Source organism: Micromonospora sp. NPDC049900, from assembly GCF_044461025.1.
Classification (GTDB): domain Bacteria; phylum Actinomycetota; class Actinomycetes; order Mycobacteriales; family Micromonosporaceae; genus Micromonospora.
This window is the reverse complement of the sequence record NZ_JBITKM010000001.1, coordinates 564064-582555: the sequence shown is the minus strand read 5'-3', so window position 1 is coordinate 582555 and position 18492 is coordinate 564064. Positions and strand designations below refer to the sequence as shown.

14 protein-coding genes and 1 pseudogene are annotated in these 18492 nt (G+C 73.3%); 5 read left to right on the top strand and 10 right to left on the bottom strand.

Annotated elements, in window-relative coordinates; translation table 11 throughout:
• Positions 1 to 311 precede the first annotated feature (311 nt).
• The gene (locus ACIBMZ_RS02745) at positions 312 to 1559 is read left to right on the top strand and encodes a phosphatidylserine decarboxylase (RefSeq protein ID WP_396690385.1); all 1248 of its coding nucleotides are present in this window, start codon (positions 312 to 314) and stop codon (positions 1557 to 1559) included.
• Between the two features lie 60 nt (positions 1560 to 1619).
• Here the strand turns inward: ACIBMZ_RS02745 and ACIBMZ_RS02740 are convergent, their stop codons facing one another.
• The 3 genes from ACIBMZ_RS02740 to ACIBMZ_RS02730 form a co-directional block, all read right to left on the bottom strand.
• Entirely contained in the window at positions 1620 to 2534 is a 915-nt protein-coding gene (locus tag ACIBMZ_RS02740) for a CDP-alcohol phosphatidyltransferase family protein (RefSeq protein WP_396690974.1), read from the bottom strand.
• Positions 2535 to 2899: 365 nt separating this feature from the next.
• Complete coding sequence (locus ACIBMZ_RS02735; protein WP_396690383.1) at positions 2900 to 3805, bottom strand: NUDIX hydrolase; 906 nt, start codon at positions 3803 to 3805, stop codon at positions 2900 to 2902.
• 94 nt (positions 3806 to 3899) lie between these two features.
• Positions 3900 to 4847 carry an NUDIX domain-containing protein gene (locus ACIBMZ_RS02730; RefSeq protein ID WP_396690381.1) on the bottom strand — a complete coding sequence of 316 codons (948 nt, stop codon included), beginning with the start codon at positions 4845 to 4847 and terminating at the stop codon, positions 3900 to 3902.
• Between the two features lie 144 nt (positions 4848 to 4991).
• Between ACIBMZ_RS02730 and ACIBMZ_RS02725 the strand changes: the two are divergent.
• Positions 4992 to 5327, top strand: a pseudogene (locus ACIBMZ_RS02725) (PspC domain-containing protein); the annotation flags it as partial.
• A 262-nt stretch (positions 5328 to 5589) separates the two neighbouring features.
• Here ACIBMZ_RS02725 and guaA read toward each other — a convergent pair.
• Both guaA and ACIBMZ_RS02715 read right to left on the bottom strand, forming a co-directional pair.
• Entirely contained in the window at positions 5590 to 7146 is a 1557-nt protein-coding gene (gene guaA / locus ACIBMZ_RS02720; RefSeq protein WP_396690379.1) for a glutamine-hydrolyzing GMP synthase, read from the bottom strand.
• A gap of 100 nt (positions 7147 to 7246) precedes the next feature.
• Positions 7247 to 8941: an FAD-dependent oxidoreductase gene (locus ACIBMZ_RS02715; protein WP_396690377.1), complete on the bottom strand. Its 1695-nt coding sequence runs from the start codon at positions 8939 to 8941 to the stop codon at positions 7247 to 7249.
• A 182-nt stretch (positions 8942 to 9123) separates the two neighbouring features.
• On the opposite strand from ACIBMZ_RS02715, the gene ACIBMZ_RS02710 reads away from it, so the two are divergent.
• Positions 9124 to 10236: an LCP family protein gene (locus ACIBMZ_RS02710; RefSeq protein WP_396690375.1), complete on the top strand. Its 1113-nt coding sequence runs from the start codon at positions 9124 to 9126 to the stop codon at positions 10234 to 10236.
• 40 nt (positions 10237 to 10276) lie between these two features.
• Here the strand turns inward: ACIBMZ_RS02710 and ACIBMZ_RS02705 are convergent, their stop codons facing one another.
• The 3 genes from ACIBMZ_RS02705 to guaB all read right to left on the bottom strand — a co-directional run bounded on the left by ACIBMZ_RS02705 (position 10277) and on the right by guaB (position 14546).
• On the bottom strand, positions 10277 to 11695 hold the full coding sequence (locus ACIBMZ_RS02705) for a M1 family metallopeptidase (RefSeq protein ID WP_396690373.1): 1419 nt from the start codon (positions 11693 to 11695) through the stop codon (positions 10277 to 10279).
• A 132-nt stretch (positions 11696 to 11827) separates the two neighbouring features.
• Positions 11828 to 12946 (bottom strand): GuaB3 family IMP dehydrogenase-related protein, encoded by a 1119-nt coding sequence (locus tag ACIBMZ_RS02700; RefSeq protein WP_117226169.1) that lies wholly within the window; start codon positions 12944 to 12946, stop codon positions 11828 to 11830.
• Positions 12947 to 12983: 37 nt separating this feature from the next.
• Positions 12984 to 14546, bottom strand: coding sequence for an IMP dehydrogenase (gene guaB, locus ACIBMZ_RS02695; protein WP_396690371.1), 1563 nt, complete (start codon positions 14544 to 14546; stop codon positions 12984 to 12986).
• Positions 14547 to 14766: 220 nt separating this feature from the next.
• On the opposite strand from guaB, the gene ACIBMZ_RS02690 reads away from it, so the two are divergent.
• Positions 14767 to 15177, top strand: a complete 411-nt coding sequence (locus tag ACIBMZ_RS02690) for a DUF5319 domain-containing protein (protein WP_396690369.1) — start codon at positions 14767 to 14769, stop codon at positions 15175 to 15177.
• Between the two features lie 107 nt (positions 15178 to 15284).
• On the opposite strand, the gene ACIBMZ_RS02685 is transcribed toward ACIBMZ_RS02690, so the two are convergent.
• Positions 15285 to 16082, bottom strand: coding sequence for a response regulator transcription factor (locus ACIBMZ_RS02685; RefSeq protein ID WP_396690367.1), 798 nt, complete (start codon positions 16080 to 16082; stop codon positions 15285 to 15287).
• 254 nt (positions 16083 to 16336) lie between these two features.
• On the opposite strand from ACIBMZ_RS02685, the gene ACIBMZ_RS02680 reads away from it, so the two are divergent.
• Positions 16337 to 16723 (top strand): WhiB family transcriptional regulator, encoded by a 387-nt coding sequence (locus ACIBMZ_RS02680; protein WP_396690365.1) that lies wholly within the window; start codon positions 16337 to 16339, stop codon positions 16721 to 16723.
• Between the two features lie 57 nt (positions 16724 to 16780).
• On the opposite strand, the gene ACIBMZ_RS02675 is transcribed toward ACIBMZ_RS02680, so the two are convergent.
• Positions 16781 to 18427 carry a molybdopterin-dependent oxidoreductase gene (locus ACIBMZ_RS02675; RefSeq protein WP_396690364.1) on the bottom strand — a complete coding sequence of 549 codons (1647 nt, stop codon included), beginning with the start codon at positions 18425 to 18427 and terminating at the stop codon, positions 16781 to 16783.
• Between the last annotated feature and the right edge of the window lie 65 nt (positions 18428 to 18492).

Genomic DNA, 18492 nt, shown 5'->3' with positions numbered 1-18492 from the left:
CCGTCGACCGGCGACCCGGACGCCGCTCCGGGCGCATCGTCGGCGACCGACCCGGACTCGCCGACCCTTGATCTCCCCTACGGCGACGACACGTCGTCCACGCCGCCACGGGGGCCCGCCGCCTGACCATGCGACGGCTGTCGTCAGCCGCCTATGCTGGCCGGTGTGCTCCCGCCTCCGCCGGCCGGTCCACGCCGCAGGACGTCCTGCGCTGGCCGCCGGCTCGCGCGGGCCGTCCGCGGCGGGTCCGGCCCCGCCGCTGGCGGTGATCTCGCGACAGTCGCCTCTACCCCGTCAGGAGCCCGTTCGACATGACCCAGTCCCCCGCCGTGCGTGTCCCCGGGCGGTCCGGTCCGGTCCGCCTCGGCGAGCGCGCCGCCCGTACCCTCGTCGCCGAGTTCGCTCGGATCAACGACCCGAAGGCCGCCCTGCTGGTGGGCGCCGCCCCGGAGTCCGCTGTGCTGGCCGCGGCCATCGACGCGCTGCTGCCCGGCGACACCCTCACCCTGGTGCCCACCGAGCGGGTCAGCGCGACGGCGCTGCGGGAACACGTCACCGCCCAGGGGCGCTGGGTCGCCGACCGGGTCCGGGTGGTGGACAGCCTCACCGAGGCCGAACCCGCCACCGTGGTGGTCGCCGGTGAGCCGTTCGTCGGCACCGCGGACGAGACCCGGAGCGCCGTCGAGGAGCTGACCAAGTACCTCGCCGACGGCGGTGTGCTCACCGTGTCCACGGCGGTCGCCCGGACCGCCGGCGCCGCCGCGGAGTTGGAGCGGCAGGGCGCGCTGCACGGCGTCGGCGCAGACCTGGTGCTGCGCAACTCTCCGCCGGTACGCGTGTACCGGCTCCGGTTCACGCCGGCCGACGCCGCGTCGGCGGAGCGCCTCGCCCCCGCCTACCGGCCGTCGAGCGTGCCGCTGACCCGCGACATGCACATCGACTCCAACGGGGTGGCCGCCGCCGGCATCGCCCTCGGTCTGGCCGCGCTGACCCGCCTGGCCCGGCCGAAGTCGAAGCTCTGGTTGCTGCCCGCGCTGGCCGCCGCACCCGTGGCCGCCTTCTTCCGCGACCCGGAGCGGGACGTGCCGGAGGACCCGTCGGCCGTGGTGGCCGCCGCCGACGGTGAGGTGCTGTCCGTGCAGCGCCTGCACGACGAGCGCTTCGGCGACGGCGAGTTCCTGCGGGTCGCCGTCTTCCTCTCGGTGCTCGACGTGCACGTCAACCGCGCACCGGTGGCGGGCAAGGTGGTGGACTACTTCGTCGCCGACGGCGGGTTCGTCAACGCGATGAAGCCGGACGCGGAGCACAACGTGGCCGCGTACACGGTGCTGGACACCGCCCACGGCACCGTCGTGGTGGCCCAGCGGACCGGCCTGATCGCACGGCGGATCGTGCAGCGGGCCCCGATCGGCGCGCTGCTGGCCCGGGGCGAGCGGTTCGGCCTGATCCGGTTCGGCTCGCGTACCGACGTGTATCTGCCGGCCGAGGCCGCCGAGCCGCTGGTCGGGCCGGGCGACAAGGTCGTCGGCGGGTCGAGCGTCATCGCCCGTTGGCGCTGACCGACACAGGAAAGGGGCGCCGTGGTCTTCCGACCGCGGCGCCCCTTCTCGCGATGTCGATCAGATGGTGCGACGCTGCCGCAGCCAGAGCACCGGACCGCTGACCAGGTAACCCACCACGATCAGCCCGAACGTGACCCGGATGTCGATCAGCGCGCCGAGCACCGGGGCCACCCAGACCCACGGCGGCAGCTTGACCAGCCGCGCGAGCTTGGCGTACGGGAAGCTGCTGACCATGGTGAAGGCGAGCAGCGCCACCCCGGCCACCTGCACCACGCCCGGCACCGGCAGGCCGATCACGACCATCAGGGCGAGTACCGCCGCCGCCATGGTGGTCGGCACGCCGCAGAAGAAGCGGCCGTCCTGGGGCGAGACGTTGAAGCGGGCCAGCCGGATCGCGGCGCACGCCGCGACCAGTGCGGCGGCCACCCCGGCGGCGGCCGTCGGCACCTCACCGGCGAGCGAGGCGTAGACCACCACCGGCGCGGCGAGACCGAACGAGCACATGTCGGCGAGTGAGTCCATCTGCGCGCCGAACGGGCTGGAGACCCCGAGCTTGCGGGCCAGCGCGCCGTCGAGACCGTCGAAGGCGACGCAGGCGATGAGCAGCAGGGCGGCCAGTCGTACGTCGCCACGCATGGCGACGAAGATCGCGTTGATGCCCAGCACCAGGCTGGCCAGTGTGCAGGCGTTGACCAGGGCGAACTTCATCCGCCGGGCCATCGTCCGCTCGCCCGGGAGCAGCGGGACCGGTGTCTCGACGCTCTCCTGGGCTCCGGTCGGCACGACGGCGGGGCCGGCCGGGGCGATTGTCTCGATCCGTGTGCGGTGGAACCGCTGCAGACCGTACCGGCGACGCGGGCGGTCCTGGTACCTCGGCTCGGGCAGCACGTCAGCCGTGCCGCCCCCCTCCACACCTCGACGACCGACGCGGACCAACAGGACCTGGCGGGCAAGACTGCCGCTGCGGCGCAGCGGGCCCGTCCAGTTGCGTCCGGCGGGACGCGGGCTGTCAGTGGTACGACGCCGGCGCCATGGGGCTCTCGGCACGCTTCCTCCATCACCGGATCGTCGGCCGCCACCTGGGGCCTGCGTCCGGCTCTCTCGTGCCGGGTCTCTGTGACCCGGCAGCCGTTTTGCGGAGTACACCATTGCATAGGGGGACGGGGATTGGCGATAGCTACCGGCGGTACTTATATCTGCCTCAACTACGCAAACCGCCGCCTTATTCCCATCCCGGGACTTCCTGCCCGTTCTGGTTGTCAGCCCTGCCTCGACTGTACCGGAGCCGGTCATCACCGGCCTGGTGAGCAGGGGCGCGGGCAGGCCCGCGACGAGCGTCACACGAGCGTGACGAGCGCCCGCGAGGCGATCTCCGTCATCGGGAGTTCTCGCAGCTCAGGAACGGTGAACCAGGCGGCCTCGGCGGTGGATCCGCCGGCCAGTTCGGTCACCGCCGCAACGGTCGGAAGGTCGACCAGCACCCGGTAGACGACGCGGATCCCGTGCCAGTCCAGCGGATAGCCCTCCGGACCCAGCGCGGCCGGATTGTGCAGATTGTCCACTGCGATCAGCTCGGTCACCCGACCCAGTTGTCCGGACTCCTCGACCAGTTCCCGTAGCAGCGCGGTGACCGGCTGTTCACCATGATCCGTTCCACCGCCGGGCAGGTGCCACCGACCGGCACCCGGGTAGCCGTCCGCGATCAACGACAGCAGCACCCGACCCGCAGGGTCGGTGACCACGCCGTACGCGCCGAAGCGCTGTCGTCGGCGGGGCTCGGGAGGCGGGAAGGGCGCGGTGCGGCGCAGCGCCTCCGGCGGCAACGGAACGACCGGCAGGTCGAGCGCCTCGGCGGTGAACGGCAGTAGCGGCAGCACGGAAGCCTCGGCCGGGGTGACCCACTGGGCGAGGTCGGTGCTGCCCGACCGCTCGGCGCGCAGCCGCCCGCCCACCGGGGTCACGTCGAACAGCACCCGGTCGGTGTGCAGGGCCACCCCGAGGTCCGGGTACGGCGTCACGTCCGCGACCACCGCCCGCAGGCCGGCCACCTCGACGGCCAGGCCGGTCTCCTCGGCGACCTCGCGGACCACCGCGTCGGCGGGATGCTCGGCGTGCTCCAGGCCGCCGCCGGGCAGCGACCACACCGCGGGGAAGTCCGCCTGCGCCGAGCCGCGCACCAGCAGCACCCGCCGCTCGGCGTCCCGCAGCACCCCGTACGCACCGACCCGCCGTACCTGTTCCACGCTCCCGACCCTAGGCGAGCGAGGATCGATCATGAAGTTGACGGCCGTTTCCGTGCTGCCCGCCGCCAACCTCACGATCGTCGGGCGGATGGCGTCAGGTCAGTCGGGCCGCCTGCACGGCCTCGGCCGTGACCTCGGTGAGGCGGTCGGAGGGCAGGGCGCCCAACTCCTCCCGTGCGAACCAGCGTGCCTCGCAGGTGGAACCACCGACGTCGGCGACGGTGGGCGGGGCGGGCTTGTCCACCACGACCCGGTAGAAGGCACGGACGCCGTGCCAGTCGATCGGATAGCCCTCGGGGCCGAGCGAGGCGGCGTCCCGGTGGCTGGCCACCCCGAGCAGCTCGACCAGGCGTCCGGTCTGCCCGGTCTCCTCCACCAGTTCCCGGATCAGCGCGGCTCCCGGCTGCTCGCCGTAGTCCGTGCCGCCACCGGGCAGGTGCCAGCAGCCCGCCCCCGGGTAGCCGTCGGAGACCCGGGTCAGCAGCACCCGCCCGTCCGGATCGGTGACGACGGCGTACGCGGCGAAGCGCTGCGCCCGGTGCAGCCCGTCCGGGCCGGGCACCGCGTAGAAGGAGGGGAACTCCGGTGCCTCGTCGGGGACGATGTCCGCCGAGGAGGCGGGCAGCCCCAGCGCGCGGGCGGTGAAGGACCGCAGCGGGAGCTGCTGCGCCTCCTCCCGGGTCACCCAGCGGGCCAGGTCGGTGGGCCGGTCGACCCGGTCGGTCAACGAGCCGCCCCGGACCGAGACCCGGTAGAGCAGCCGGTCGGTGTGGATGGTGATGCCCCGCTCGGGCAGGGCACGCATGTCGGCCAGGACGTCCTGGAGGCCCGCCACGGCCACGGACAGCCCGGTCTCGGCGGCCGTCTCGCGGACGACGGTGTGGTGGGGGTCCTCGCCGTGGTCGACAGCCCCGCCGGGCAGGGACCACGTGCCGGGTGTGCCGGAGCGCTCCGATGCGCGGACCAGCAACACTCGGTCAACCGAATCAGCACAGACTGCATATGCCGCGATCCTGCGCAGCGGCTCCAGCATGGTGGTCACGGAGCCAAATTCTCCCCGTGACCGGTTACCGCTGCGGAAAAGAGTCGGATTCCTGACTGATCACTCGCCCCTGAGGGATAGGTCAGGGTAAGGCTCCGGGCCATCACCGAGGTCGATGAGCGCCGCGACGCGGACCGTGGAGTCATGACTTCCACTTCCCAGGCCCCGTACAAGCAGTTGCGCCGTCCGACCACCGACCGGATGATCGCCGGTGTGGCCAGCGGCCTCGGCCGGTACTTCGCCGTCGACCCCACCCTGGTCCGCGTCGCCTTCGCCGTCGGCACGCTGCTGACCGGCGGGATCGCCGCGCTCGCGTACCCGGTCATGTGGTTCCTGATGCCCGAGGAGCCGGCCGGCGCGCCGGCCTGGCCGCACCCGGCGGGCGCGGCGCCGCACGGCGCTCCGCCGCAGGCCGGTGGTCCACCGCATCCGGCCTGGCCCTTCCCGGGCCCGGCAGCGGCACCCACCGCCCCGGCCGGCACCCCGCACGCGGCGTCACCGGCCCCGCACGCCCCGCAGCCGACACCCGCCGCGCAGGAGGCTCCGCAGGCGTCGTACCCGGCTCCCGCGGCCCAGGAGACGCCCCGGGCGCCGCGCCCGGCGTCCGCCCCACCGGACGCGGGACCGGCGCTGGTCGTCGAGCCGGAGCCGGAGACCGGGCCGCTGCCGACCTCCGGGACCTCGTCTCAGCCGATTTCCGGGACCTCGCCTCAGCCGTCGGAGAAGCCGACCTCCTGAGGCGTCACTCCCACTCGATGGTGCCCGGCGGCTTGCTGGTGACGTCCAGGACCACCCGGTTCACCTCGGCGACCTCGTTGGTGATCCGGGTGGAGATCCGGGCGATCACGTCGTAGGGCAGGCGGGACCAGTCGGCGGTCATCGCGTCCTCGCTGGAGACCGGGCGCAGCACCACGGGGTGACCGTAGCTGCGCCCGTCGCCCTGCACGCCGACGCTGCGGACGTCGGCCAGCAGCACCACCGGGAACTGCCAGACGTCGCGGTCCAGCCCGGCGGCGGTGAGTTCCTGGCGGGCGATGAAGTCGGCCCGGCGCAGCAGGTCCAGCCGCTCCCGGTCCACCGCGCCGATGATCCGGATGGCCAGGCCGGGGCCGGGGAACGGGTGCCGCCAGACCATCGCCTCGGGCAGGCCGAGCTGGAGGCCGAGCGTGCGGACCTCGTCCTTGAACAGCGTGCGCAACGGCTCGACGAGGGCGAACTTGAGGTCGTCGGGGAGCCCGCCGACGTTGTGGTGGCTCTTGATGTTGGCGGTGCCGGTGCCGCCACCGGACTCGACCACGTCCGGGTAGAGGGTGCCCTGCACCAGGAACTCGACGTCACCGTGTGCGGCCACCTCCCGGGCGGCGGCCTCGAAGACCCGGATGAACTCCCGACCGATGATCTTGCGCTTCTGCTCCGGGTCGACCACCCCGGCCAGCGCGCCGAGGAACCGGTCGGCGGCGTCCACCACCTTGAGCTTGATGCCGGTGGCGGCGACGTAGTCCTTCTCCACCTGCTCGGCCTCGCCCGCGCGCAGCAGGCCGTGGTCGACGAAGACGCAGGTGAGCTGGTCACCGACGGCCCGGTGCACCAGCGCGGCGGCGACCGCGGAGTCCACCCCGCCGCTCAGACCGCAGATGACCTCCTTGTCGCCCACCTGCTCGCGGATCCGGGCCACCTGCTCGTCGATGATGTTCTCGGGAGTCCAGGTCGGCTCGATCTCGGCGATCTCGTACAGGAAGCGGGTCAGCATCTCCTGCCCGTGCGCGGTGTGCCCCACCTCGGGGTGGAACTGCACACCGGCCCGTCGACCGGCCAGGTCCTCGAAGGCGGCGACCGGCGCACCGGCCGACTCGGCGGTCACCGTGAAGCCCTCCGGCGCCTCGGTGACGCAGTCGCCGTGGCTCATCCAGACCGGCAGGTCGGCCGGGAGGTCGCGGAGCAGCACACCCGGGTCGAGCAGGCGGGGGCGCAGCGGGGTGCCGCCGTACTCACGGTTGCCGGTGCGGGCCACCGTGCCGCCGAGCGAACGGGCCATCGCCTGGAACCCGTAGCAGATGCCGAAGACCGGCACACCGGTGGTGAACAACCCGTCGTCCACCTGTGGCGCACCCGGCTCGTAGACGCTGGACGGGCCGCCGGAGAGGATGATCGCGGCCGGATTCTTGGCCAGCATCTCGGCCACGGGCATGGTGTGCGGGACGATCTCGGAGTAGACCCTCGCCTCGCGTACCCGGCGGGCGATCAGTTGGGCGTACTGGGCACCGAAGTCGACCACGAGGACAGGACGCGGCAGGCTCATGTGCACGAAGCCTACCGACAGTCACCGGTCAGCCCGGCCGCGCCCTGCACGCTCCCACCGACCCCTCGCCCGACCGGCACCGGGGCGAGGCCGGGCCGCCCTAGTCGGCCAGCGCTGCGGGTGCGCCGGGCGGCACGGCCGGACGGTGCGGGCGGACCGCCGCGAGCCGCCGGTACGGCGCGCCGAGCGGTGGCCGAGGGTCCGTCTCGCCCCGGTTGGGCCAGAACGACGTCGCGCGCTCGGCCTGCGCGGTGATGGTCAGCGACGGGTTGACCCCGAGGTTGGCCGAGACGGCGGCACCGTCCAGCACGTGCAGCCCCGGGTGGCCGAAGACCCGGTGGTAGGGGTCGATCACCCCGTCGGCGGGGGACGCGCCGATCACCGCGCCGCCGAGGATGTGCGCGGTCATCGGGATGTCGAACGGCTCGGTCAGCGCGCCGCCCGGCGTACCGTCGATCTCCGCCGCCAGCAGCCGGGCGGCCCGATGGCCGGCCGGGATCCAGGTCGGGTTCGGCGCGCCGTGGCCGGGGCCGGAGACCAGCCGGCCGCCGAACGGTCCGCGCCGCCACCGGGTGGTCAGTGAGTTGTCGACCGACTGCATCACCAGTGCGATCACGGTGCGTTGCGACCAGCCGCGTACGGAGAGCATCCGCGCGGCCCGGCCGGGATGCCGGACGAGTTGCCCCAGCCAGCGGCGGACCCGATGCGGCCCGCCCTCGACCAGCAGCGTCTGGAGCAGCCCCATCGCGTTCGCGCCCCGCCCGTACCGGACCGGCTCGACGTGGGTCTGCGGGTCGGGGTGGAACGAACTGGTGATCGCCACCCCCTCGGTGAGGTCGACCCCGCGCGCCCGGGCCTGCCGACGGGACATCGAGGCGCCGAGGATCGCCTCCGAGTTGGTGCGGGTCAGCTCGCCGAGTCGGGGTGAGAGTCCGGGCAGCGCGCCCACTGCCCGCATCCCGTGCAGCAACCGCTGGGTGCCCAGCGCCCCGGCGGCGAAGACCACCTGATCGGCGTCGATCACCTGCCGACGCCGCCGCAGCCAGGCACCGCTGCGCTCGGTGTGCACCCGGTAGCCGCCCTCGACCGGCCGGACCGCGGTCACCGTGGTCAACGGGTGTACCCGGACACCGAGCCGCTCGGCCAACCAGAGATAGTTCTTGACCAGCGTGTTCTTCGCCCCGTGGCGGCAGCCGGTCAGGCAGGCGCCGCAGTGCGTGCAGCCGGTGCGGGCGGGACCGGCACCCCCGAAGTACGGGTCGGCGACCGACTGGCCGGGCCGCCCGATGTGCACGCCGACCGGGGTGGCGTGCACGGTGTGTCCCACCCCCATCCGCCCGGCCACCCGCCGCATCACCCGGTCCGCCGGGGTCACCAGCGGATACGTGGTCACCCCGAGCATCCGCTTCGCCTGGGCGTAGTGCGGGGCCAGTTCGGCGCGCCAGTCCGTGACGTCGCGCCACTGGGGATCGTCGTAGAACGCGGCCGGCGGCTCGTAGAGCGTGTTGGCGTAGACCAGCGACCCGCCGCCGACACCGGCTCCGGACAGCACCAGCACCCCGCCGCCACGTCGCCGCTCGGCGGCCCGCAGCAGGGTGAGGCGTTGCAGGCCGAGGCAGCCCAGCCGGGGTGCCCAGAGGAACCGACGCAGCCGCCACGAGGTCCGGGGGAACTCGTCGTCGGCGAACCGTCGGCCCGCCTCCAGCACACCGACCGAGTACCCCTTCTCGGCCAGCCGCAGCGCGGCGACGCTGCCGCCGAAGCCGGACCCGATCACGACCACGTCGTACCGCATGCACGCATCATTACTCGTGAGTAGATCTCGCGCCAGGCGGCGTTCTCGCGCCATCATGCAGCGCACCCGATCACCGTGCGGCCGACGCGTGCCACGACGCCGTCCCGGACGCCTGCGGACCGGTCGGTGGCAACCCGGCCCGCCGCGCGGCGGCGGCCCGGCATCGTAGGAGGAGGCGGGGGATGGCGCTCGGAGGAGACCGGAGACGACTGACACTGGCGCTGGCCGGTCTGGTCACGGTGGCGGTGGTGGCCGTCGGCGCGGTGGTGGTGGCCAAGACGGTCGGCGAGGACCGTGCGCCGAGCGCCGCGCCCACCGACGTCGCCACCTCGCCGAGCCCGTCGCCCAGCCCCGTCCCGAGTACGCCCCCACCCGGCGCCGACATCACCGGCCCGCTCAACCTGCTGCTGGTCGGCATCGACACCCGGGTCAGCGTGCCCGGCTGGCAGCCGAACGCCGACGCCGTCCTGGTGCTGCACGTGCCGGCCGGGTTGTCCCGGGGGTACCTCTTCTCGCTCCCCCGTGACCTGCTGGTGGACATCCCGGCGTTCCCGGCCGCCGACTACCGGGGTGGGCGGACCAAGCTCACCCACGCGATGAGCAACGGCAGCCGGGTGCCGGGGCGGCCGAACAAGCCCGACCCGGCCCAGGGGTACGAGCTGCTGCGCCGCACCGTCAGCGAGTACACCGGACTGCGCATCGACGCGGGCGCGGTGCTCACCTTCGGCGGCTTCGACAAGCTGGTGGACAGCCTCGGCGGGGTGGACATCCGGGTCGACCAGCGGGTCGTCTCCCGGCACCGCCAGCCGGACGGCAAGCACCGTCAACCGGGCCCGGGTGTGGGCGGCTACGTCGGGCCGAGGATGGTCTACGAGCCGGGCGACCGGCACCTCAACGGCTGGCAGGCGCTGGACTACGCGCGCCAGCGCTACCTGCCCGGCGGCGACTACACCCGGCAGCGCCACCAGCAGCAACTCGTCCGCGCGCTGATCGGCGGGATCCTCGCCGACGACCTGGCCCAGCAACCACAGCGCGTCGAGCAGGTGGTCGCCGCCCTCGGTGACGCCATGGTCTATGTCGGCGGGCGGCGGATCGTTGAGTTCGCGTACGCGCTCGGCACGCTGTCACCGGAGACGCTCACGCTGGTCGGCCTGCCCGGGGCGTCGGTCGGCCGGGGTGGCGCGTACCGGGGCGAGGAACTGACCACCGTCGGTCGCCGGTTCCTGACCGCGCTGCGCGCCGGGCGGGCGGACGCCTACCTCGCCGAGCACCCGACACTCGTCGTGCCGCAGTGAGCGGTGCCCGTCCCGCGGTGGAGCGGCCGGGACCGGGCGGTCAGGGCAGGCCGGGTGGGGTGGTGCCGGTGAGCCAGGTGTCGAAGAAGCTACCCAGCGACCGCCCGGAGACCCGCTCGGCCAGCGCGACGAAGTCGCTGGTGGTGGCGGTGCCGTCCCGGCGTTCCGTGGTCCAGGAGCGGAGGATCTCGAAGAAGGCGTCGTCGCCCACGGTACGACGCAACGCGTGCACCACCAGCGCCCCGCGCTTGTAGACGGCGGTGCTGAACATCTGGCCCGGACCGGGGTCGAGCGTGGGCCGCGACCAGTCGGTGTCGGCGTACTGGAGTTCGAAGCTGCGCTGGGCGGTACGTCCACCGTCGTGTTCCGCCCACAGCCACTCGGCATAGCTGGCGAAGCCCTCGTTGAGCCAGATGTCGCCCCAGCGGGCCAGCGCCACGCTGTTGCCGAACCACTGGTGGGCCAGCTCGTGCGCGACCACCGCGTAGTTCGGTTCACCGTCGCGGAAGAAGCCCGGCCCGTAGACCGGCCGGGACTGCGTCTCCAGCGCATACCCGATGCGGCTGTCGTCGACCACCACCCCGCCGTACGCCTCGAACGGGTACGGCCCGAACCGGCCGGCCAGGAAGTCGGCGATCTCACCGGTGCGGGCCAGGGACCGTGCCTGCGGGCCGGTGGCGGGCATCCCGGTCGGTACGGCGGTGACCAGCGGCTTGCCGCCGTGGGTGCCGGTCTCGACCCGGTAGTCACCGATCACCAGCGTGGTCAGGTAGCTCGCCATCGGCGACCGCTCGGCCCACCGCCAGGTGGTCCAGCCGTCGGCGCTGGTCCGCTCCCCCGGCACCCCGTTGCTCAACGCGGCGAGGCCGTCCGGGACGGTCACCTCGATGTCGTACGTGGCCTTGTCGGAGGGGTGGTCGTTGACCGGGAACCAGGTCGACGCCGAGTGGGGCTGTCCGAGCGCGATCGCGCCGTCGTCGGTGTGCTGGAAGCCGCCGCTGCCCAGCACGTTGTCGGCGATCGGCTGCGGCACACCGGCGTACGTCACGTCGACGGTGAACCGGCTGCCCGCGGGAAGTCCCCGGCGCGGCGTGACGGTCAACTCGCCGTCGGCGTGCCGGTGCTGGGCCGGTGCGCCGTCCACGGTGACCGTGTCGACCGACAGCCCGGTCAGGTCCAGGTTGAAGCGGGACAGCCCGTGTGTGGCGGTGGCCCGGACCTCGGCCCGGCCGGTGAGCCGGTCGTCGGCCGGGTCGTAGCGCACCAGCAACCGGTAGTGGTCCACGTCGTATCCGCCGTTGCCGCTGCCCGGCACGTACGGGTCGGCCAGGTCGACGCTGCCCGCCCGGAACTCGTCCGGGTCCGACGCGTCGCGCTCCCCCGTGCAGCTCACCAGCCCCACAGCGGCCACCACGGCCACCACGCCGGCCTGCCACCGCCGCCCCGCACCCCTGTTCATCCGCCAGAGCCTACCGCCGCCCACGTGATCGATCATGGAGTTGTGGCGGTGGCGAACCGGGCGAAATCAGCACAGGTCAGGTGCCACGACTCCATGATCGACGCAGCCACGGGCGCGCGGCGGGAGGGAGCGTCAGCGGTCGAGAACCAGGCCGACGCGCTGGAACTCCTTGAGGTCGCGGTAGCCGCACTTGGCCATGGCCCGGCGCAGGCCGCCGAAGAGGTTGAGCTGGCCGTCCGGCTCGTCGGCGGGGCCGAACAGCAGGCGCTCCATCGAGCCCAGCGGCTCACCGGCGACCTCGAACGCGCCCCGGGGCAGCGACGGGTGGCTGGCCGCCGAGTGCCACCAGGCCCCACCCGCCGGCGCCTCCGCGCAGAGCGACAACGGCTCGCCGAGCATCACCGCGTCCGCGCCGCAGCCGAGCGCCTTGGCGATGTCACCCGAGGTACGGATGTCGCCGTCGGCGATCAGGTGCACGTACCGGCCGCCGGTCTCGTCCAGGTAGTCCCGGCGGGCCGCCGCGGCGTCGGCGATCGCGGTGGCCATCGGCACCCGGATGCCGAGCACCGACTCGGTGGTGGACCACTCGTCCCCGCCGATGCCGACGATCACGCCCGCCGCACCGGTCCGCATCAGGTGCAGCGCGGTCTTGTAGTCGGTGCAGCCGCCGACGATGACCGGCAGGTCCAGGTCGGCGATGAACTCCTTGAGGTTGAGCGGTTCGTCGGTGGTCGAGACGTGCTCGGCCGAGACGATCGTGCCCTGGATGACCAGGAGGTCGACGCCCGCGTCGAGGATGACCGGAGCCAACGCCAGGGTGTGCTGGGGGGACACCCGGACGGCCACCGTGCTGCCGCCCTCGCGCAGCTCGCGGACCCGCTCGGTGATCAGGTCGGGCCGGATCGGCTCGGCGTACACCTCCTGGAGGCGCTTGGTGGCGCGGGCGTCCTCGCCGAGGTCGGCCAGTTCCTCCAGCACCTTGGCCGGGTTCTCGTACCGCGTCCACAGCCCCTCGACGTTGAGCACGCCGAGTCCGCCCAGCTCGCCGAGCCGGACCGCCGAGGCCGGGCTCATCGTCGCGTCGGAGGGGTGCCCGACACAGGGGATGCCGAACTGGTACGCGTCGAGCTGCCACCCGGTGGAGACGTCGTCGACGTCCCGGGTGCGGCGGCTCGGCACGATCGCGATGTCGTCCAGGTGGTAGCCGCGCTGCGCGGTCTTGCCCAGCCCGATCTCGACCACGTCACGCATTGGGGACTCCAGTTGTCTTCGGGGGTGGAGGGGGAGGTCAGCGGGTGTGGTAGTTGGGCGCCTCGACGGTCATCTGGATGTCGTGCGGGTGGCTCTCCTTGAGCCCGGCCGCCGTGATCCGGATGAGCTGACCGCGCTCGTGCAGCTCGACGATGCTCTCCGCGCCCGCGTACCCCATCGCCAGCCGCAGGCCGCCGACGAGCTGGTGGGCCACCCGGGCGAGCGGCCCACGGTAGGGAACCTGGCCCTCGACGCCCTCCGGGACCAGCTTCTCGTCGCTGGTCACGTCCTGCTGGAAGTAGCGGTCCTTGGAGTACGACTTGGCCTGGCCCCGGGACTGCATGGCACCGAGCGAACCCATCCCGCGGTACGCCTTGAACTGCTTGCCGTTGACGAAGATCAGCTCACCCGGGCTCTCCTCGCAGCCGGCCAGCAGGCTGCCGAGCATCACCGTGTCGGCACCGGAGACCAGCGCCTTGGCGATGTCGCCCGAGTACTGGATGCCGCCGTCACCGATCACCGGCACGCCGGCCGGGCGGGCCGCCCGGGCGGCTTCCATGATCGCCGTGATCTGCGGCACGCCGACGCCGGCCACGATCCGGGTGGTGCAGATGGCACCCGGGCCGACGCCCACCTTGACGCCGTCGGCACCGGCGTCGACCAGGGCCTTCGCCCCGGCGTAGGTCGCCACGTTGCCGCCGACGATGTCGATCGCGACGTCCTTCTTGAGCCGGCTGACCATCTCCAGCACGGCCCGCTGGTGCCCGTGCGCGGTGTCCACGATGATCACGTCGACCCCGGCGTCCACGAGCGCGCGGGCCCGCTTGTACGAGTCCTCGCCCACCCCGATGGCGGCGGCCACCCGGAGTCGGCCGGCGTCGTCCTTGGTGGCGCTCGGGTACTGCTCGCTCTTGGTGAAGTCCTTCACCGTGATCAGGCCGCGCAGCTTGCCGGAGCCGTCGACGATCGGCAGCTTCTCCACCTTGTGCTGGCGCAGCAGGCCGAGCGCGTCGTCCTTGCTCACCCCGACCGGCGCGGTCACCAGCGGCGCGCGGGTCATGATGTCGCGCACCGGCGTGGCCGGGTCGGAGACGAAACGCATGTCACGGTTGGTGACGATGCCCACCAACTGGCCCTGCCCGTCCACCACCGGCACACCGGAGATGCGGTAGCGCCCGCAGAGCTGGTCCACCTCGCGCAGCGTGTCGTCCGGGCTGGCGGTCACCGGGTTGGTGATCATGCCGGACTCGGAGCGCTTGACCAGGTCCACCTGGAGCGCCTGGTCCTCGACGGAGAGGTTGCGGTGCAGCACGCCGATGCCGCCCTGGCGGGCCATGGCGATCGCCATCCGCGCCTCGGTGACGGTGTCCATCGCGCTGGACAGCAGCGGGATGGAGAGCGTCACGTTGCGGGTCAGTCGAGTGACCGTGTTCACCCGGCTCGGCACCACGTCCGACTCGCCGGGCTGGAGCAACACGTCGTCGAAGGTCAGCCCCAGCGGCACCACCCGGGCGGAGCCGGCCGGCAGCTCGGGCAGATGGCCGCCCAGCTCGCCACCCTCGGTGCCAGCGAAAAGGTCGGAACGGGGCGAATTCTCCACGATTGCTCTCCTGAGCTGGTCGAACGGGGCTTCAGCGAGGTGCACGGGTGGGCACCGGCGAGCGCCGGGCGAGGGTGCGTCAGGGCCATCGTACCCAGTGGCCGGGGCGGCACCCGCGTCCGGCGGTCCGTGCGGCGAGGCGGAGACGACCTCAGTGGGGTACGTCGGCTTGCGCGAAGGGGGACAGGCGTCCGACGTGCCTTGGGTCTACGGTGAGGGGGTGCACGACGAGCCCATCGACCCGTTCACCGGCGATCCGACCGACCCGTCGGCCGATCTGGACGGCCCCGGTCGCGACGCCCCGCTCGATCCGCTGACCGACGTCGAACGCCAGGACGTGCTGGAAGACCTCGCCGATCTGGAGATCTACCAGGCGCTGCTGGCGCCGATCGGCGTACGCGGGCTGGTCATCGAGTGTGAAGACTGCCGGGAACCGCACTACTTCGACTGGGACCTGCTCCGGGGCAACCTGCGTCACCTGCTCAGCTCGGGCCGCCCCCGGGTGCACGAGCCGGCCTACGATCCCGACCCGGACCACTACGTCACCTGGGACTACGCCCGGGGATACGCCGACGGCGTGCACGACACCCTCAGCGAGGGCACCGAGGACGACTCCCCCGGCCGGGACTGAGCCGCGCCGCCTGCCGCCGGGCCGTGGCCGCCGTCCGGTGACCGGTGAGGAGGGGGCCCTTCCTATACACCAGGCGTTAGCAGGGGGCCCCTCCTTACCGGCCGGTGTCAGGCGACCAGACCCGCCCGGAAGCCGGCGGCCACCGCGTGTGCCCGGTCCCGGGCGCCCAGCTTGCGGAACAACCGCCGGGCGTGGGTCTTCACGGTGTCCTCGGAGACGAACAGCTCGCGGCCGATCTCGGCGTTGCTCTTGCCCTCGGCCATGCCGAGCAGCACCTGGAGTTCCCGTTCGGTCAGGCCGACGGTGGACCGGTCGACCCGCGCCGGAGCGGCCGTGCCAGTCTCGGCGGCCTCCGGCTCGGCCGGGTCGTCGCCCCGCTGCACCGGCACCATCGCCGGGCCACCGGCGGCGTCACCGCCCGGCCAGGCCGACGCGGCCTCACCGGTGGTGGGCCGGGCGCCCGGGGCCGGACGGCCGGGGCCGCCGACGGCGGCGGTGTCCCGGGCCGGGTCGGCGATCCGGGGACGGTTGGCCCGGCCGGAGGCCGCCAGCAGCAGCAACGCCTTGGCGACCGCGCTGGTGAGATCGTGGTCGACGCCCTGGATCAGGCCGCGCGCACCGGCGCTGATGGTGGCCGCCGCCGCCTCGGACTCCTCCGCGCCGAGCAGCAGCACGCTGGCCTGCGGCGCGCGGGCCAGGACCCGACGGACGAACCCGGCGCTGTCGGGCCGGGTGATGGCGGTGTCGGCGAGCACCACGTCGGCGGGGCGCTCGGCGAGCCGCAGCATCACCTCCGGATCGGAGACCGCCGTTCGGACCGCACCCGACAGTCCCAACCGCGCCGCCGCGGAGGTCAGGTGCTGCGCCGCGAGCGGCGTCCGAACGCACACGAGAACCGTACGCACTGTGATCTCCCTTCCGCACACGAGCAGACCATGACGGGGTGGGGTCGGGAGGAGGTTCCCGGCAACTCTTCCAACTTTTCCGACAGATAGGGCATATGCCCCAATCCGCCAAAGGTTTTGGATCACACACGTGTGAGCCGAGAGAGGGCTGGGTACCGAGGGGCTCAGGCCGGGAACGGTGCGCCTGCGCGGCCCGCCGCCCGGACAACCGGCCACGAAGTATCTCGCGGTGCCGCGCGAGAGGAGGGGTGCAGATGTCGAACGTACGTAGACTGCCCGGACCCATCATCGACCTGTGGGACTGGCAGCGGCTCGGCTCCTGCCGTGGCCGCGACAGCGCCCAGTTCTTCCACCCCGACGGTGAGCGTGGATCCTCCCGGCTGCGGCGCGAGTCCTCCGCCAAGAACGTCTGCCGCGCCTGCCCGGTCCGGGCCGAGTGCGCCGCACACGCGCTGGCGGTGCGGGAGCCGTACGGCGTCTGGGGTGGGTTCAGCGAGTCGGAGCGCCTGCGCCTGCTCGCGGTCGGCTGGGAGGACCTCGCCGACCGTCGGCAGAGCCGGGTGGACGTCAACCGGCTGGAGGCCCGGCTGGGCAGCTCCCACAAGTCGACCCTGCCGCCGCCCCAACGCAACGTCGCCTGACCGAACGCCCCCGACGCCGCGCTCCCGCCCCCCGGAAGCGCGGCGTCGGTCTGTGCGTCACTCGACCGTCAGGGTGACCGAGTGCCAGCCGGTCGCGCCGTCCGGTGCCACCGCCTGCCGCTGACCGGTCTGCGTCTCACCGGTACTGTCCGTCGCGCGGACCTGGAGCGTGTGCTCGCCGGGCGTCGCCGTCCACCGCCACGACCACTGCACCCAGGTGTCCACCGAGGCGGTCGGCGCCAATTCCGCCTCCTGCCACGGCCCGCCGTCGACGCGTACCTCGACCCGCCGTACGCCCCGGTGCTGCGCCCACGCCACCCCGGCCACGGTGACCGGGCCGGCGGCCGGACGGTGGCGCGGACGGGGCGTGTCGATCCGCGACTGCGTCTTCACCGGCCCCTCGGCCGACCAGCCCCGAGGCACCCAGTACGCGTCGAAGTCGGCGAAGCTGGTCAGCTCCAGCTCGGTGATCCACTTGCACGCCGACACGTAGCCGTAGAGACCGGGCACCACCATCCGGGCGGGAAAGCCGTGCGCCACCGGCAGCGGTTCGCCGTTCATGCCCACGGCGAGCAACGCGTCCCGCCCGTCCCGCAGCACCGCCGTCGGGGTACCGCAGGTCCAGCCGTCCACCGAGCGCCCCACCACCTGGTCCGCGCCGTCGAGCGGCTGCACCTCGTCGAGCAGTTCCCGGATCGGTACGCCGAGCCACCGCGCGTTGCCGATCAGGTCGCCGCCGACCTCGTTGGAGACGCAGGCCAGCGTGACGTACCGCTCCACCATCGGTCGGGCCAACAGGTCCGCGAAGCTCAGCGTCACCGGATTGCGCACCCGACCGTGGATGCGCAGCCGCCACGTCTCGGGATCCACCTGCGGCACCACCAGCGCGGTGTCGATGCGGTAGAAGCGTCGGTTCTCCGTGACGTAGCCCGCCAGGCCCGGCACCTCCAGGTCGACCCCGGCGGGCAGCGGCGGCGCGGCGGAGACCGGGGCGGGCAGCGTGATCGCCGCCCGTGCGTCGGCGACACCGCGTCGACCGGACCACCACCGCCCGGCCGCACCGCCGACGACCGCCACCCCGAGCACCCCGCCGACGCCGGTGAGGAACCGCCGCCGCGACTCCGGATCGGTACGCCGCCGCGACCCCGCCCCGTCCGGCACGGGCGAATGCCGCGGCCCGGCTTCGTCCGGGCCGGATGCGTGCGGCGGTCCGGCTTCGTCCGGGCCGGGTGGACGCTGTTCGGTCGGCGGGGACCAGGGCCATGGATCGAGTTCCAGCGGACCGGCGACGAACGCCCAGAGCGTCACGCCGCCGACCAGCGCGCCGACCAGCGACGGCAGCACGTCCACGCCCTGCGCACCGGCCCGGGTCAGCGCCGCGCCGGCGCCGAGCGCGGCGAACGCCGCGATGCCGGCCAGACCGACCACCAGACGGCGTACGGCCAGCACGCCCAGCAGGGCGGCGAAGGCGGCCAGCAGCACCGCCGTCCCGACCAGCAGGGCGATCTTGTCGTACGTGCCGAAGACCGCGATGCCGAACCGCTTCATCGGCTCGGGGGCGGCGTCCACGACCAGCCCACCCACCGCCACCAGCGGGGCGGAGCGGGGACCGGTCAGCACCGCCACCACTTCGGCGGCACCGATGGCCGCCGCTGCGGCGGCGACACCGGCGAGGGCGGCGTACCGGGGTGTCGTACTGCTCACCGGTCCAGTGTTTCCGACCGTACGCCCGACCGGTAGTCACCTCGACGCGGCGTGACCGGGCCGGA